The organism is Acinetobacter sp. SW-226 (genome assembly GCF_055632855.1).
In genome coordinates this window covers 1,764,626-1,779,542 of sequence record NZ_CM145752.1, presented here as the reverse complement: position 1 = coordinate 1,779,542, position 14,917 = coordinate 1,764,626, and the positions used below count along the sequence as shown (strand labels likewise).

General features: G+C 43.5%; 14 protein-coding genes. 12 read left to right on the top strand and 2 right to left on the bottom strand.

The window, feature by feature from the left end; all coding sequences use genetic code 11:
- Nucleotides 1-28: 28 nt before the first annotated feature.
- Complete coding sequence (locus ACZ8ZH_RS08585) at nt 29-1,396, bottom strand: MFS transporter (protein ID WP_119063937.1); 1,368 nt, start codon at nt 1,394-1,396, stop codon at nt 29-31.
- Between the two features lie 281 nt (nt 1,397-1,677).
- Nucleotides 1,678-2,592 (bottom strand): LysR family transcriptional regulator, encoded by a 915-nt coding sequence (locus ACZ8ZH_RS08580; RefSeq protein ID WP_086210932.1) that lies wholly within the window; start codon nt 2,590-2,592, stop codon nt 1,678-1,680.
- Nucleotides 2,593-2,707: 115 nt separating this feature from the next.
- On the opposite strand from ACZ8ZH_RS08580, the gene ACZ8ZH_RS08575 reads away from it, so the two are divergent.
- From ACZ8ZH_RS08575 to pcaD, 12 genes are all read left to right on the top strand, one after another.
- Nucleotides 2,708-3,817 carry a muconate/chloromuconate family cycloisomerase gene (locus ACZ8ZH_RS08575; protein WP_119063936.1) on the top strand — a complete coding sequence of 370 codons (1,110 nt, stop codon included), beginning with the start codon at nt 2,708-2,710 and terminating at the stop codon, nt 3,815-3,817.
- A 48-nt stretch (nt 3,818-3,865) separates the two neighbouring features.
- Nucleotides 3,866-4,138 (top strand): muconolactone Delta-isomerase, encoded by a 273-nt coding sequence (catC, locus tag ACZ8ZH_RS08570; RefSeq protein ID WP_470247907.1) that lies wholly within the window; start codon nt 3,866-3,868, stop codon nt 4,136-4,138.
- Nucleotides 4,139-4,281: 143 nt separating this feature from the next.
- Entirely contained in the window at nt 4,282-5,202 is a 921-nt protein-coding gene (gene catA, locus ACZ8ZH_RS08565; protein ID WP_119063935.1) for a catechol 1,2-dioxygenase, read from the top strand.
- 78 nt (nt 5,203-5,280) lie between these two features.
- A complete protein-coding gene (gene benA, locus ACZ8ZH_RS08560) occupies nt 5,281-6,678 on the top strand; it encodes a benzoate 1,2-dioxygenase large subunit (protein ID WP_110975457.1) in 1,398 nt (465 codons plus the stop codon).
- Complete coding sequence (benB, locus tag ACZ8ZH_RS08555; RefSeq protein ID WP_119063934.1) at nt 6,675-7,184, top strand: benzoate 1,2-dioxygenase small subunit; 510 nt, start codon at nt 6,675-6,677, stop codon at nt 7,182-7,184. The genes benA and benB overlap by 4 nt, the downstream gene beginning before the upstream one ends.
- Before the next feature lie 88 nt (nt 7,185-7,272).
- Nucleotides 7,273-8,289, top strand: a complete 1,017-nt coding sequence (gene benC / locus ACZ8ZH_RS08550; protein WP_110975480.1) for a benzoate 1,2-dioxygenase electron transfer component BenC — start codon at nt 7,273-7,275, stop codon at nt 8,287-8,289.
- A gap of 280 nt (nt 8,290-8,569) precedes the next feature.
- The gene (gene benD / locus ACZ8ZH_RS08545; RefSeq protein WP_119063933.1) at nt 8,570-9,355 is read left to right on the top strand and encodes a benzoate diol dehydrogenase BenD; all 786 of its coding nucleotides are present in this window, start codon (nt 8,570-8,572) and stop codon (nt 9,353-9,355) included.
- 53 nt (nt 9,356-9,408) lie between these two features.
- Nucleotides 9,409-10,635, top strand: a complete 1,227-nt coding sequence (gene benE / locus ACZ8ZH_RS08540) for a benzoate/H(+) symporter BenE (protein ID WP_119063932.1) — start codon at nt 9,409-9,411, stop codon at nt 10,633-10,635.
- A 27-nt stretch (nt 10,636-10,662) separates the two neighbouring features.
- Nucleotides 10,663-11,343, top strand: a complete 681-nt coding sequence (locus ACZ8ZH_RS08535; RefSeq protein WP_119063931.1) for a 3-oxoacid CoA-transferase subunit A — start codon at nt 10,663-10,665, stop codon at nt 11,341-11,343.
- Between the two features lie 13 nt (nt 11,344-11,356).
- Entirely contained in the window at nt 11,357-12,010 is a 654-nt protein-coding gene (locus tag ACZ8ZH_RS08530; RefSeq protein WP_470247906.1) for a 3-oxoacid CoA-transferase subunit B, read from the top strand.
- Nucleotides 12,011-12,103: 93 nt separating this feature from the next.
- Nucleotides 12,104-13,309 (top strand): 3-oxoadipyl-CoA thiolase, encoded by a 1,206-nt coding sequence (gene pcaF / locus ACZ8ZH_RS08525; protein ID WP_119063479.1) that lies wholly within the window; start codon nt 12,104-12,106, stop codon nt 13,307-13,309.
- 99 nt (nt 13,310-13,408) lie between these two features.
- The gene (gene pcaD, locus ACZ8ZH_RS08520) at nt 13,409-14,185 is read left to right on the top strand and encodes a 3-oxoadipate enol-lactonase (RefSeq protein WP_119063478.1); all 777 of its coding nucleotides are present in this window, start codon (nt 13,409-13,411) and stop codon (nt 14,183-14,185) included.
- Nucleotides 14,186-14,917: the final 732 nt, after the last annotated feature.

Sequence of the window (14,917 nt, the reverse complement as noted above, 5' to 3'; positions counted from 1 at the left end):
TGCACTAGACTCATGGGTTCAATATTATTTAATTGGCGGTGGATTTAACTGCATCAAATACTTGTTTTGATTTAGCTTTTTCACCATCAACAGATACTTTTAAATTCACCATAAACACTGCTAAAGCCGCAATCACACCAGGTATCGCAATCACGAGAAAATTCATTTGATGTGGCAATTCAAAAGTTAACAGTGCACCTGTCAGTACAGGTCCGACAATTGCGCCAATCCGTCCTATGCCTGAAGCCCAGCCCATACCTGTAGAGCGCACCGCAGTTGGATAGAATTGTGCAACAAAGGTATAGAGTAGAATTTGTGAGCCAATAGTCGCTGCGCCTGCAATCGCAATCAAGGTATACAGCACCATTTGCGGGCTATTGAAGCCAAGTAGAATCAGTGCAATAGCACCCACGGTGAACATCGTTGTTAAAACTGGTTTTAAGTGGAAACGGTCTGCCAAAGCACCACCGCCAATTGCGCCAACCATACCGCCAATATTTAAAGCAAATAAGAAAATCATACTTGCACCAAGCGAATAGCCTGCTTGAATCATGAGTTTTGGTAACCAGCTTCCAAGCGCATAGACCATGAGCAGGCACATAAAGAATGCCACCCAAAACATCATGGTGCTAAAAGTTCGACCTTGTTGGAACAATGCTTTTAATGGTGCATCATCACCTGCAACCGCATCATTCAATTTAAAAGTGGTCTCTGGTTGAATGTCTTGTTCAGGTGAAATTTTTCGCACAATTTCACGGACTTTTTCAGTTTCGCCTTTTTTAGTCAGGAACATTAAAGATTCAGGTAAAAACTTCCAAAGAATCGGTAAAGCCAGAAATGGAATGATGGCGATATAGAACATGATTTTCCAACCATAGTCTGTTACCAACCATGCACCCAATAAAGCTGAGGTCATCCCGCCAATGGCATAACCACTGAACATAACCGCAACAAGTGTGCTACGAATGCGCTTTGGGGCATATTCAGTCATGAGCGCGACCACGTTTGGCATCACTCCCCCAATGCCAAGTCCCGCAAGAAAACGTAAAATACCAAACTCAATAGGATTGCTTGCAAATGCGCCTAGAAAAGTGAAACCACTAAAAATAGCCACACAAATCATAATGGTCTTTTTACGGCCCAATTTGTCAGACAACGTACCAAAGCTCATCGCACCGAACATCATGCCAAACAATGCTGTACTCGCAAGTAAACCTGCTTGTACTGCACTGAGTCCCCACTCTTGCATCAGAAGTGGCAATGCCACACCGTAGATGACTAAATCGTAACCATCAAAAATAATAATCAGTAGACACCAAATGAGCACACTCCAATGAAAGGGCGTAAATTTGGCTTCATCGACCACCGTGTTGATATTAACTGGATTTGTATTCACTTTAAGCCTCCTGCTTGCGAATGTTCTGTTGCTGTGCACATTGCAGTAAAAGTGACTTTCTTGTCCAAAACCGAATAACTCTATATTTATACCTTTAAGGTCGGTTACCCATTTTATTGTTTATAATTAAATATATATATAAATGATTGAGAATAAATCGGTTAGAAATAATCTTCTTTGGCCGACAAAATGCCATAAAAAAAGCCACCTGCTTAGATGGCTTAAATCACATATTTTTAAATATATGCATAGTTTTAACAGTTAAATTTGAAACTCAAATTTTAAATAAAAGCACGGTCATATTTGATCGCTTCGAGGTCATAAACCTGATAAATACAATCAAATAGCGAGCGAATATCCTCACTTTCATCCATAGAGCGAATCGCAAGAAAAATTGGGCTTCTTGCCGCATCATCTAAGATTGGAATGTAGTTCAAATGCGGGAGTTGAATGGTTCTTGCACTTTCTGGAACTACACAAATCCCTTCTCCAGCGGCGACCAAACCCAGTGCTAACTGTATTTCACGAACCTCTTTTAAATGTTTCGGTTCGAGCCCATATTCTGAAAATAGACTTTGTACCTGAGTCGAAAAATTTGGCTTGGGATGACTTGGATAAAGAAATAAGTTTTCATCAACCAAGTCAGACAGGTAGACCCCCTGCTTGTGTGCCGTTAAAGGGTGACTAGAATGTGCCGCTAACATCAATGGTTCTTCACGCAGTAAAACCCGACGCACAGCAGGATCGGAAATGCGTAAACGTCCAAAACCAACATCAATACGCCCTTCTTTTAAGGCTTGAATTTGGTCTTTGGTACTCATTTCAATCAATTCTATTTTTAAATGCGGCTGTTGCTGGCGAAATAAATACACAATTTTAGGCAATAACCCATATAACAAAGAACCCACAAAGCCCATCGTTACCGTTTTTTCCACCAAACCCACCCGCTGAGTCATGGTTTTTACTTCTTCGGCATTAGACAAAAGTTTAACCGCATGTTGATAGAAGAATTGCCCTGCTTCTGTGGTCTTGAGTGGGCGGCTACCACGTTCAAATAATTGCACTCCCAATTCAGCCTCTAGATTTTGTATCTGGCGGCTTAAAGGAGGCTGTGCAATGAATAGTTTTTCAGCAGCTTTGGTAAAGCTCTGCTCTTCTACAACAGCTACATAGTAGCGGAGGTGTCTCAATTCCATGACCTTTGATACCTTTAAGATATATTAAAATGCTAATTTGATCTTCGACAGTTCATATTTATTCTTTTAAGGTATATCACATCAGGTACACAACGCAAGGCTGCGCAGAGTTAAGATGTATAAATCTATAGAAACCTTACTCGTCGAAATCCCCACTATTCGCCCGCACAAAATGGCGGTAGCGACTATGCAAACGCAAACGCTTGTTTTGGTGAAAATTAGCACTGAAGATGGCTTTGTCGGCTGGGGTGAAGCAACAACGATTGGCGGACTGGGCTACGGTGAAGAAAGCCCTGAAAGTATTAAGACCAATATTGAAACTTATTTTGCACCTTTATTGAAGTCCCTTAAAGCTCCAAACATCGCACAAACCATGCGTGCTTTGAAAAAGAACATTAATGGTAACCGTTTTGCCAAATGTGCAATTCAAACGGCTCTACTCGACATCCAAGCACAACGTTTAGATTTACCCCTTTCTGAAGTGTTGGGCGGGCGTTTACGTGACAGCTTATCTGTGCTCTGGGTGTTGGCATCTGGTGATACTGAAAAAGATATTGCTGAAGCTCAAAAAATGATTGAGGCGAAACGCCACAATATTTTCAAACTTAAAATTGGCTCACGTCGTGTAGAAGAAGATGTTGAACATGTTCTTGCAATTAAACAAGCATTGGGTTCAGACATTTCTATCCGTGTTGATGTGAACCGTGCATGGTCTGAGCTAGATGCGATTAAAGGCATTCAACTCCTACAAAATGGTGGTGTTGACCTGATTGAACAACCCTGTGCAATCGACAACATTGATGCGATGCAGCGTTTAACACGACGTTTTGATCTTGCCATTATGGCAGATGAATCGCTCATGGGGCCGAGCTCAGCCTACCGTTTAGCCAAAACTAATGCGGCCTCTGTTTTTGCAGTCAAAGTGGCGCAGTCTGGTGGACTAATCGAAGGTCATGAAGTCGCGAAGATTGCCAACTTAGCAGGAATTGACCTATACGGCGGCACCATGCTTGAAGGTGCAGTCGGCACGATTGCTTCGGCACATTTGTTTTCGACCTTTGAAAATTTAGCTTATGGCACCGAGTTATTCGGCCCACTGTTGTTAACCCAAGATATTTTAAAAACCCCACTTCAATACACTGACTTCGCCTTACATCTACCCCAAGGCAAAGGACTCGGTATTGAGTTGGATGAAAACAAGATTGATCAGCTGCGCCGCGCTTAAGCGACGTCTTAACCGTTTAGGAGTTACACATGCTTTTTCACTGTACGTATGGATGTAAACATTCCACTGGATATGCCTGCTGAAACTGCCAGTGAAATTAAAGCAGTCGAAAAAGCATATTCGCAAGAGCTACAAGCTCAGGGCAAATGGCGACATATTTGGCGCATTACAGGTCAGTACTCAAACATCAGTATTTTTGATGTAGACAGCAATGAAGAGCTACACAACATTTTGCAAGGTTTACCCCTGTACCCGTATATGAACATTGAAGTGATGCCTTTGAACCGACATCCATCGTCTATTCGCGAAGATGATCGCTAATTTAAAAAGATTTAATGCAGTTTAATCACTGGAACGTAATGAGTAATCCAGTGAAAGAAATTAACAAGGAGCGTGGCAGCTAGCTTTTCAACCTATTCATAAAGCCAGCCACCACACAGCAAACATACTTAAGGAGCAATAGTATGAATCGTCAACAGATTGATGCACTAGTCAAAACAATGAATGTGGATACAGCAACAGGCCCTGTAGACGCACGTACTCAACAAATTGTAGTTCGCCTATTGGGTGACTTATTCCAAGCAATTGAAGACTTAGATTTGAGTCAAACTGAAGTTTGGAAAGGCCTAGAATACTTTACGGATGCAGGCCAAGCCAACGAACTCGGGTTACTTGCAGCGGGGCTTGGCCTTGAGCACTACCTCGACTTACGTGCAGACGAAGCCGATGCCAAAGCAGGCATTACAGGCGGAACACCACGTACTATCGAAGGTCCTTTATATGTAGCTGGCGCACCTGAATCAGTTGGTTTTGCACGTATGGATGATGGTTCTGAAGAAGGCAAAATTCCGACTTTAATTATTGAAGGGACAGTGACTGATACTGATGGTCAGATTATTGAAGGTGCAAAAGTTGAAGTTTGGCATGCCAATAGCTTAGGCAACTACTCTTTCTTCGATAAGTCACAATCAGACTTCAATCTACGTCGTTCAATCATTAGCGACCAAGATGGTAAATACGTTGCTCTCACCACGATGCCTGTCGGTTACGGTTGCCCACCAGAAGGAACAACTCAATTTGTATTGAACAAGTTAGGCCGTCACGGTAACCGCCCTTCGCACGTACATTACTTTGTATCTGCGCCAGGCTACCGCAAGTTAACCACTCAATTCAACATTGAGGGTGACCAATACCTGTGGGATGACTTTGCATTTGCAACCCGTGAAGGCTTAGTGGCTACTGCTGTCGATATTACCGATGAAGCTGAAATTGCGCGCCGTGGTTTAACTGGTCCATTCAAACACATTCAATTCAATGTTGAACTTGTGAAAGACCAAGCAGCTGCCCCATCAACTGAAGTTGAGCGTCGTCGCGCTAGCGCTTAATTACCCTTGGAACCGAAATAGCCACTGCAAAGTCGCATTTCGGGGACTTCCTCACTTTTGGAAAGTCGGAGAACGGACATGCCACGTATCCCAGTTATTAATACTAGCCATCTCGATCGTATCGACGAATTACTTGTCGACAACTTTGAAACAGGCGAATTCAAACTTCATCGTTCAGTTTTTACTGATCAAGCCCTTTTTGACCTAGAAATGAAATATATCTTCGAGGGTAACTGGGTTTACTTGGCACACGAAAGCCAAATTCCAAATAACAATGACTATTACACAACGTATATTGGCCGTCAGCCTATTCTGATTGCACGTAACCGTAATGGTGAACTCAATGCCATGATCAATGCCTGTTCACACCGTGGTGCACAGCTTTGTCGTAATAAACGTGGCAATAAAGCAACCTATACATGCCCTTTCCACGGTTGGACATTTAACAACTCTGGCAAACTTTTAAAAGTTAAAGACCCAGCAGATGCAGGTTATTCAGACTGTTTTAACCACGAAGGTTCACATGATCTGAAAAAAGTTGCACGTTTTGGTAACTATAAAGGTTTCTTGTTCGGTAGCTTAAATCCGGATGTTCCCTCTTTAGAAGAATACTTAGGCGAAACCAGTAAGATCATTGACATGATTGTGGATCAGTCTGAGCAAGGTCTCGAAGTTTTACGTGGTGCGTCTACCTACACTTATGAAGGCAACTGGAAATTGACTGCGGAAAATGGCGCAGATGGTTATCATGTTTCCGCGGTACACTGGAACTATGCTGCTACCACTCAACAGCGTAAAGAAAAACAAGCGGGTGACAACATCCGTGCCATGAGCGCAGGCGCTTGGGGTAAACAAGGCGGTGGCTCATACGGTTTTGACAATGGTCACATGCTGCTTTGGACACAATGGGCGAACCCAGAAGACCGTCCAAACTTCCCGAAAGCCGACGAATACTCTGAAAAATTTGGCGAAGCAATGTCGAAGTGGATGATTGAGCGTTCACGTAACTTATGTCTTTATCCAAACGTCTATTTGATGGATCAGTTCGGTTCACAAATTCGTGTACTCCGCCCGATTTCAGTCAATAAAACCGAAGTGACGATTTACTGTATCGCGCCTGTGGGTGAAGACACGGAAGCACGTACACGCCGTATTCGCCAGTATGAAGACTTCTTCAATGCCTCAGGCATGGCAACACCGGATGATTTGGAGGAATTCCGTGCATGCCAAGCAGGTTATGCAGGCATTGAACTGGAATGGAACGATATGTGCCGCGGTTCAAAACATTGGATTCATGGCCCGGATGATGCTGCCAATGAAATTGGTCTAAAACCAAAACTTTCAGGTGTCAAAACTGAAGATGAAGGCCTCTATCTTGCACAGCACCAACATTGGTTAGACATGATGAAAATTGCCATTGCGAATGAAAAAGCGCTGGCTGTTGAAACTGCAAATGAACAAGGAGAAGTTGCATGAATGCTCCTACAACACTCAATACCGTTAGCATCGAACAAGTTAGTCAGTTTTTGTATCAAGAAGCACGCTTTTTAGATGATGAACAATGGGACGATTGGCTTGCATGTTATGCCCCTTCTGCATCGTTTTGGATGCCTGCATGGGATGACGACGATACCTTGACTACAGATCCGCAGTCTGAAATTTCACTGATTTACTACCCAGACCGCCAAGGTTTAGAAGACCGTGTGTTCCGCATTAAAACTGAACGCTCCTCTGCGACTATGCCAGACACACGTACTTGTCACAATGTGAACAACATCGAAATGATTGAGCGTGATGGCGATAAAGTTACTGTCCGTTTTAACTGGAATACGCTGAGCTTCCGCTACAAAACCAGTTATAGCTACTTTGGTATGTCACGTTATGAAATCGACTTTTCAGGTGAAAAACCACAAATTTTAAGTAAATACGTGGTACTGAAAAACGATTATATCAACCAAGTGATTGATATTTATCACCTCTAAGTTAGCCACACATCCTTAGTATGCTTTCAGCCAAATGGAGTTTTGGCTGAAAGTTCCAAGTTTCAAAGTTTTTAAAGGATATTCAGCCATGTCAAACCACAATGTTGCACTTCAATTTGAAGATGGCGTAACGCGTTTTATTACCGTGACTCAAGGTGAGTCGTTATCAGATGCCGCTTACCGCCAAAAAATTAACATTCCGCTAGACTGCCGTGATGGTGCATGTGGAACTTGCCGCGCTTTTTGCGAATCTGGTAGTTATGACATGCCTGAAGAGACGTATATTGAAGATGCGTTAACACCAGAAGAAGCGGAACAAGGCTATATTTTGGCTTGCCAATGCCGTCCGACCTCAGATGCCGTATTCCAAATTCAAGCGTCATCTGAAGTGTGTAAAACCGAAATCCACCAGTATCAAGGCACTTTAGTTGCTGTTGAAAACTTATCAGAGTCGACCATTACTTTTGATATTCAGCTTGATGAAGGTCAACCTGACATTCACTTCCTTGCTGGTCAATATGTCAACGTCGGCATTCCAGAGACAGCAGAAACACGTTCATATTCATTTAGCTCGAAACCGGGCAACCGTTTAACGGGCTTTGTGGTACGTAATGTGCCGAATGGCAAAATGAGTAGCTTTTTAAGTGGTGCTGCCAAAGCGGGCGACAAAATGACGTTTACTGGTCCATTTGGTAGCTTCTACCTGCGTAATGTCGTTCGTCCTGTGGTTATGCTTGCAGGCGGTACTGGTATTGCACCCTTTATGTCTATGTTACAAACTTTAGAAGAAAAAGGTGCTGAACACCCTGTTCGTTTAGTGTTTGGTGTTACCAATGATTTCGACTTAGTGGCTTTAGAACAGCTCAATGCCCTCCAAGCTAAACTGCCATGGTTTGAATACCGTACCGTGGTTGCAAGCCCAGACTCTGCGCATGAGCGTAAGGGTTATGTGACTGGGCACATTGACAATGAATGGCTCAATGGCGGTGATGTTGATGTCTACCTCTGTGGTCCTGTACCTATGGTCGATGCTGTTCGTGGTTGGTTAGATAGCGAAGGCATAAAGCCTGCAAACTTCCTGTTTGAAAAATTCTCTGCAAACTAATAGATCACCCAATATTTAAGTCATAGAAAAAATGATACGCGAAAACGTCATTCGCAATTGTTCGAGGCCAGACTGCTTGGTAAAAAAGCCTTTTCTGCGAAAAAGATATCAAGTAATCGGTTTCTGACGAGTTTTGCAGTGTTGCTTACTTTTCCCAAAAGGAAAGTAAGTCCAACCAAAGGTTAATCCGGTAAGTGATATTCAAATGTTAGGACGCCGGCGTGCCAAATTTATAAATTTAGAAAATCATCTTTATATCGGATGATGAGTGAGTTAAAAAATGGCGTTAAATCAAAGATTTTTAAACAAAGTCGTGATTGTGACTGGTGCCGCTCAAGGCATTGGTCGCGGTGTTGCACTCCAAGTGGCTGAAGAAGGTGCGCAAGTTGTCTTAGCTGATTTATCCGACTATGTATATGAAACATTAGCAGAGATTGAAGCACATCAAGGCGATGCTATAACCGTCAAAGCCAATCTTGAAACCTTTGCAGGCGCACAAAGTGTTGTAGATAAAGCACTTGAAATCTATGGCCGTGTTGATGTACTCATCAATAATGTCGGTGGTGCAATTTGGATGAAACCCTTTGACGAATTTTCTGAAGAAGAAATCATCAAAGAAGTCAATCGCTCATTATTTCCAACGCTATGGTGTTGTCGTGCAGTTTTACCTGAAATGATTAAAAATCAGAAAGGTACGATTGTAAATGTGTCTTCTATTGCAACTCGTGGCATCAACCGTGTGCCGTACTCGGCATCCAAAGGTGGGGTCAATGCTCTCACTGCATCACTCGCTTTTGAACATGCCAAAGATGGCATCCGAGTGAATGCAGTTGCGACAGGTGGAACCGAGGCACCGCCGCGTAAAGTGCCACGTAATGCAAATCCACTGTCTGAAAATGAAAAAGCATGGATGCAACAAGTGGTCGATCAAACCATTGATCGTAGTTTTATGAACCGTTATGGCACGATTCAGGAACAAGTAAATGCGATTGTATTCCTTGCTTCAGATGATTCGTCATATATGACAGGTACAGTGGTTCCTGTAGGCGGTGGCGATCAAGGCTAATTGATCGTCGCAAAACTTTATATACAGGATCATGTCTGCATGGAGGCAAATGAATGGCTACCCTGTTTAAAACTTTGAAAGAAGATTTGTCTATTTCAGCCACTGTCGCAGGTTTTTTGGCGGTACTGATTTCCTATTCAGGACCACTCATTATCTTCTTTCAGGCTGCGCAACAAGCTCAGGTTTCCCCGACCATGATGATTTCATGGATTTGGGGTATTTCTATAGGGGCAGCCGTGGCAGGGATCTTCCTTTCCATTAAGTTTAAAGTCCCTGTGATTACCGCATGGTCTGCACCAGGTACAGCTTTATTGGTCACGCTGTTTCCGAATATTAGCCTGAATGAAGCTGTAGCCGCTTATATCACCTCAGCAATAGTAATTTTCCTGATCGGGATCAGTGGTTACTTCGATAAATTGTTGAAATGGATTCCGCAGCCGGTTGCAGCAGGCATGATGGCAGGGATCTTATTTCAGTTTGGTTTGGGTCTTTTTAGTGCAACTAACAGTATGCCGATTATTGTATTTAGCATGCTGTTTGTCTTTTTAGTCGCAAAACGAATTTCACCACGCTATAGCATGCTTTGGGTACTGCTTTCAGGTGTAGCCTTGAGCTTTGGGCTTGGTGAAATGAATGCGGTGAGTTTAGATTTCCAACTTGCGATTCCTCAGTTCATTAGCCCTGAATGGACTTGGCACTCCACCTTAAACCTTGCCCTGCCTTTAATTTTAGTCAGTCTGACGGGACAGTTTTTACCGGGCATGGCCATCATGAAACTGAGTGGTTATGACATGCCTGCTAAGTCGATTATCACCACCACCAGTATTGCGTCTTTAGCTGTTGCATGTGTGGGCGGTATCACCATCGTTTTGGCGTCCATTACCGCTGCACTGTGTATGGGCAAAGATGCGCATGAGTTAAAAGAAAAACGCTATATCGCAGGCGTTGCTAACGGCATTTTCTATATTTTAGGTGGTTTGTTCGCAGGCAGTATCGTTCTGCTCTTCAGCTTGCTACCAAAAGAGCTTGTTGCTGCTTTGGCTGGCTTGGCTTTACTCGGTGCAATTTCAACCAATATTGCTGTAGCCATGAAAGATGAATCTCAACGCGATTCTGCCCTCATTACCTTTTTGGCTACAGCTTCAGGTATGCATTTTTTAGGCCTAAGTTCAGTTTTTTGGGGCATCGTCATTGGTTTAACTGCGCATCTGATTTTAACCAAACGTAGTCCTGAAGTTTCAGCTTTAGCTTCACGCTCCAATTCAAGTTCTAAAAGTTAATAGGTACGCTGTACCTAGGACAATATTATGATTGATAAAAGTTCAGCTTCTTTAACAGAAGCACTTTCGCAAATAAAGGATGGCTCAACCATCATGATCGGTGGTTTTGGCACAGCAGGACAACCTGCTGAACTGATTGATGGCTTGATTCAACTCGGCATTAAAGACCTCACCATCGTCAGTAACAATGCTGGCAATGGCGACTATGGGTTAGCCAAGCTGCTGAAAGCGGGTGCTGTGAAAAAAGTCATTTGTTCGTTCCCGCGTCAGTCCGACTCTTGGGTCTTTGATGAACTCTATCGTGCAGGCAAAATCGAATTGGAACTGGTGCCTCAAGGTAACTTGGCCTGTCGTATCCAAGCCGCAGGCATGGGACTGGGTGCTGTGTTTACGCCTACAGGTTACGGTACTTTATTGGCTGAAGGCAAAGAAACCCGTCACATCGAGGGTAAAGATTATGTACTGGAATATCCAATCAAAGCCGACTTTGCTCTGATTAAAGCGCAGCAAGGCGATCGTTGGGGTAACTTGGTCTACCGCAAATCGGCACGTAACTTCGGCCCGATTATGGCCATGGCTGCCAGTGTGACTATTGCACAAGTCTCTGAAGTGGTGGACTTAGGGGCTTTAGACCCTGAACACATCATCACCGCAGGTATTTTTGTTCAACACGTGGTGCAGGTTCAACCAGAACCTGTTGCTGTGTAATCGGGAGAACATCATGAGCTATCAAAAACTCAGCCGTAACCAAATTGCAGAACGTGTGGCACAAGACATTCCCGATGGGGCTTATGTGAATCTTGGGATTGGCTTACCGACCAAGATTGCCAGTTATCTACCGTCAGACAAAGACGTGTTCTTACATTCTGAAAATGGACTGTTGGCTTTTGGCCCGCCACCTGAAAAAGGTGAAGAAGACCCTGAACTGATCAACGCGGGTAAAGAATATGTGACCATGCTGCAAGGCGGTGCCTTTTTCCATCATGGGGATTCTTTTGCCATGATGCGTGGTGGTCACTTAGATATTGCAGTCCTCGGTGCCTTTCAAGTGGCAGCCAATGGTGACTTGGCCAATTGGCATACCGGTGCACCTGATGCGATTCCTGCGGTTGGCGGTGCAATGGACTTAGCTGTCGGTGCCAAGAAAGTCTTTATCACCACCGACCATGTGACCAAACAAGGTGAACCGAAGGTCGTGGCTGAACTGAGCTATCCAGCGACAGGTTTGAAGTGTGTAGACCGTATTTACACCGACCTGTGTGTGATTGATGTCACCGCAGAGGGTTTAAAAGTGATTGAGAAAGTCGACGGTTTAAGCTTTGCAGAATTGCAGGCCATGACGGGTGCAACTTTAGTGGATGCGACGCAGGAATAATAAATCTCCCCTAACCCCTCTTTAAAAAGAGGGGAACTCCTCCCTTTGATAAAGGGAGGTTGGGAGGGATTTTAGATAAAGGGAAAATGAAATATGAAAAACGCTTACATTATTGATGCCATCCGTACCCCATTCGGCCGTTATGCAGGTGGACTCGCTCCAATCCGTGCCGATGACTTGGGTGCAGTGCCAATTCAAGCCTTGATGCAACGCAATCCAACAGTGGATTGGACTAAAGTCGATGACGTGATCTACGGCTGCGCGAATCAAGCGGGTGAAGACAACCGTAATGTTGGCCGTATGTCAGCACTCCTTGCTGGCTTACCTGTCGAAGTTCCTGCCACGACTGTGAACCGTTTATGTGGTTCGTCACTCGATGCCATTGCGATGGCAGCCCGTGCGATTAAAGCAGGTGAAGCCGATCTGATCATTGCCGGTGGTGTAGAAAGTATGTCACGTGCACCCTTTGTCATGGGCAAATCAGAAATGGCTTATGGTCGTAGCCAAAAGATTGAAGACACCACCATGGGCTGGCGTTTTATCAATCCTAAGCTGAAAGCGATGTATGGTGTAGACACCATGCCGCAAACCGCGGAGAACGTGGCACAACAATTTAATATTGATCGTACAGATCAAGACCAGTTTGCCTTGACGAGTCAACAGCGCACCGCAACCGCGCAAGCTCAAGGCTTTTTTAAACATGAGATCATCCCTGTGAATATTGCACAGCGTAAGGGTGATCCAATTGTGGTCGACACGGATGAACATCCACGTGCCTCGACCACCTTAGCAGCTTTGGCAAAACTCAAGCCAGTCGTGACAGCAGAAGGCACCGTCACTGCGGGGAATGCATCAGGCATCAATGACGGTGCGGCTGCTGTACTGATTGCTTCGGAACAAGCGGTTGAACAGTACCAACTTAAACCACGTGCCAAGATTATTGCGTCTACGGTTGTGGGTGTAGAACCACGCATCATGGGCTTTGCACCTGCGCCTGCCATCAAAAAATTACTCAAACAAGCCAATCTGACATTAGAGCAGATGGATGTGATTGAACTAAATGAAGCCTTTGCAGCACAAGCACTGGCGGTCACGCGTGATCTTGGTTTAGCGGACGACACCACTCAAGTGAATCCAAACGGTGGTGCAATTGCCATCGGTCATCCACTCGGTGCATCGGGTGCACGTTTAGTCACCACAGCTTTAAACCAGTTAGAACAAACGGGTGGAACCTATGCCTTGTGTTCGATGTGTATTGGTGTCGGTCAAGGGATTGCAATGATTATTCAGCGCGTTTAACCCTCCTTCTGATCTGACGTGGTATTTCTACTCATAACACTTATTGCTGATAACAACAGTAGAAACACTGAAAATTTTTAATGAATTAAGGAAGAACTTATGCCAAGTTTTACTTCAAATAATGCCGAAATTCACTATCAGACCTTTGGTGATTCAAAAAATCCTGCGCTTGTTTTTTCAAACTCACTGGGTACAAACTTCAACATGTGGAAGCCACAAATCAATTTTTTCCAGAAAAATTATTTCGTGATTTGCTATGACACTCGTGGGCATGGTCAGTCTTCTGCACCTCAAGGACCTTATGATATTGAACTACTTGGTCTAGACTTGATCCATTTACTCGACCACCTGAACATCGAAAAAGCCATATTTTGCGGCATTTCTATGGGCGGTCTCACAGGTCAGTGGTTAGTCATTCATAAGCCTGAACGTTTCCACCGTGCGATTGTATGCAATACTTCCGCAAAAATTGGCAGTGAACAGGCTTGGAATGAGCGAGCATCTCTCGTTCGTAGCCAAGGTTTAGAACCGATTGCTTCAACGGCCGCGAGCCGTTGGTTTACCGAACCCTTTATCCAAAGCAACGCAGCAACAGTAGCAGTGCTTTCAAACGACTTAGGTGCTGGCAGCCCAGAAGGTTATGCGAGTTGCTGTGAAGCTTTGGCTAAAGCGGATTTACGTGAAAAACTCGAAAGTATTCGAGTACCTCTACTTGTGATTGCAGGTAGTAAAGACCCTGTGACTACAATCGCCGATGCTCAATACATGGTCAATCATGTACGTAGTAGTGCTTTATTTGAAATAGATGCATCACATATCTCAAATATTGAACAGCCCAAAATTTTCAATCAGGTCATCTTGGATTTTATTGCCTAATCGTTTTACCTGATAAAAGAACAGCTCATTGCGGGCTGTTTTTTATATTTCTGTCGTCAGAGAATTAAAAACTGCATATAAAACAACCATAAATACTTATGTGTTTTAGACCTTTTCCGACTCTATCGTACTTATTGCCAATACCCAACCTGCACTACTCTGCTACTTTTGTCATGATCAAGAACGCTCTAGTGAACAAAATAGCCAATCATGGCGTGATTGAGCCAATCTTTGGATCAAAAAACCATATGAAATGACTGTATTTTTTTTACCCAAAACCAAGTATTCAGACATACAAGCTACAATTCACTCACAACTAAACATAGGCAAAAAAACAAGTCGAAAACTAAAGAAATAACTATAGCTTTAGGCTTGACCACATCCCGCCTAGGATAACTCCATTATTTTCATAACATGTAACTGTCAGAATACATCCGTGAATAAAATAAAGCATTTCTAAATATTGATGTAACAAACTTATGTTTTATTTAAAGAAAGTGATCTTATATTTCTATTCACTTTAGAAAATATGCTGCTTTAGAAAGACTTTGAAATCTGATTTATTCGAGCCTGCGCGATAAAGCGGTTTGATGGCCAAGTCAGCAGATACAAACACTTTCAGACAGTACTGTTATTTTGATATACAGTGTTAGCACTTAAAAATCGGTTAAGATACTGTAATAAATTTCAGCGTGATCAACAGAATCATACTGTTTTTCGCATGGGTAACTA

Coding starts and splice junctions, on each gene's coding strand:
- ACZ8ZH_RS08575 (WP_119063936.1), top strand. CDS start 2,708: ATGTATAAATCTATAGAAACCTTACTCGTCGAAATCCCCACTATTCGC.
- catC (WP_470247907.1), top strand. CDS start 3,866: ATGGATGTAAACATTCCACTGGATATGCCTGCTGAAACTGCCAGTGAA.
- benB (WP_119063934.1), top strand. CDS start 6,675: ATGAATGCTCCTACAACACTCAATACCGTTAGCATCGAACAAGTTAGT.
- ACZ8ZH_RS08530 (WP_470247906.1), top strand. CDS start 11,357: ATGAGCTATCAAAAACTCAGCCGTAACCAAATTGCAGAACGTGTGGCA.
- benA (WP_110975457.1), top strand. CDS start 5,281: ATGCCACGTATCCCAGTTATTAATACTAGCCATCTCGATCGTATCGAC.
- benD (WP_119063933.1), top strand. CDS start 8,570: ATGGCGTTAAATCAAAGATTTTTAAACAAAGTCGTGATTGTGACTGGT.
- benC (WP_110975480.1), top strand. CDS start 7,273: ATGTCAAACCACAATGTTGCACTTCAATTTGAAGATGGCGTAACGCGT.
- ACZ8ZH_RS08580 (WP_086210932.1), bottom strand. CDS start 2,592: ATGGAATTGAGACACCTCCGCTACTATGTAGCTGTTGTAGAAGAGCAG.
- ACZ8ZH_RS08535 (WP_119063931.1), top strand. CDS start 10,663: ATGATTGATAAAAGTTCAGCTTCTTTAACAGAAGCACTTTCGCAAATA.
- pcaF (WP_119063479.1), top strand. CDS start 12,104: ATGAAAAACGCTTACATTATTGATGCCATCCGTACCCCATTCGGCCGT.
- pcaD (WP_119063478.1), top strand. CDS start 13,409: ATGCCAAGTTTTACTTCAAATAATGCCGAAATTCACTATCAGACCTTT.
- catA (WP_119063935.1), top strand. CDS start 4,282: ATGAATCGTCAACAGATTGATGCACTAGTCAAAACAATGAATGTGGAT.
- benE (WP_119063932.1), top strand. CDS start 9,409: ATGGCTACCCTGTTTAAAACTTTGAAAGAAGATTTGTCTATTTCAGCC.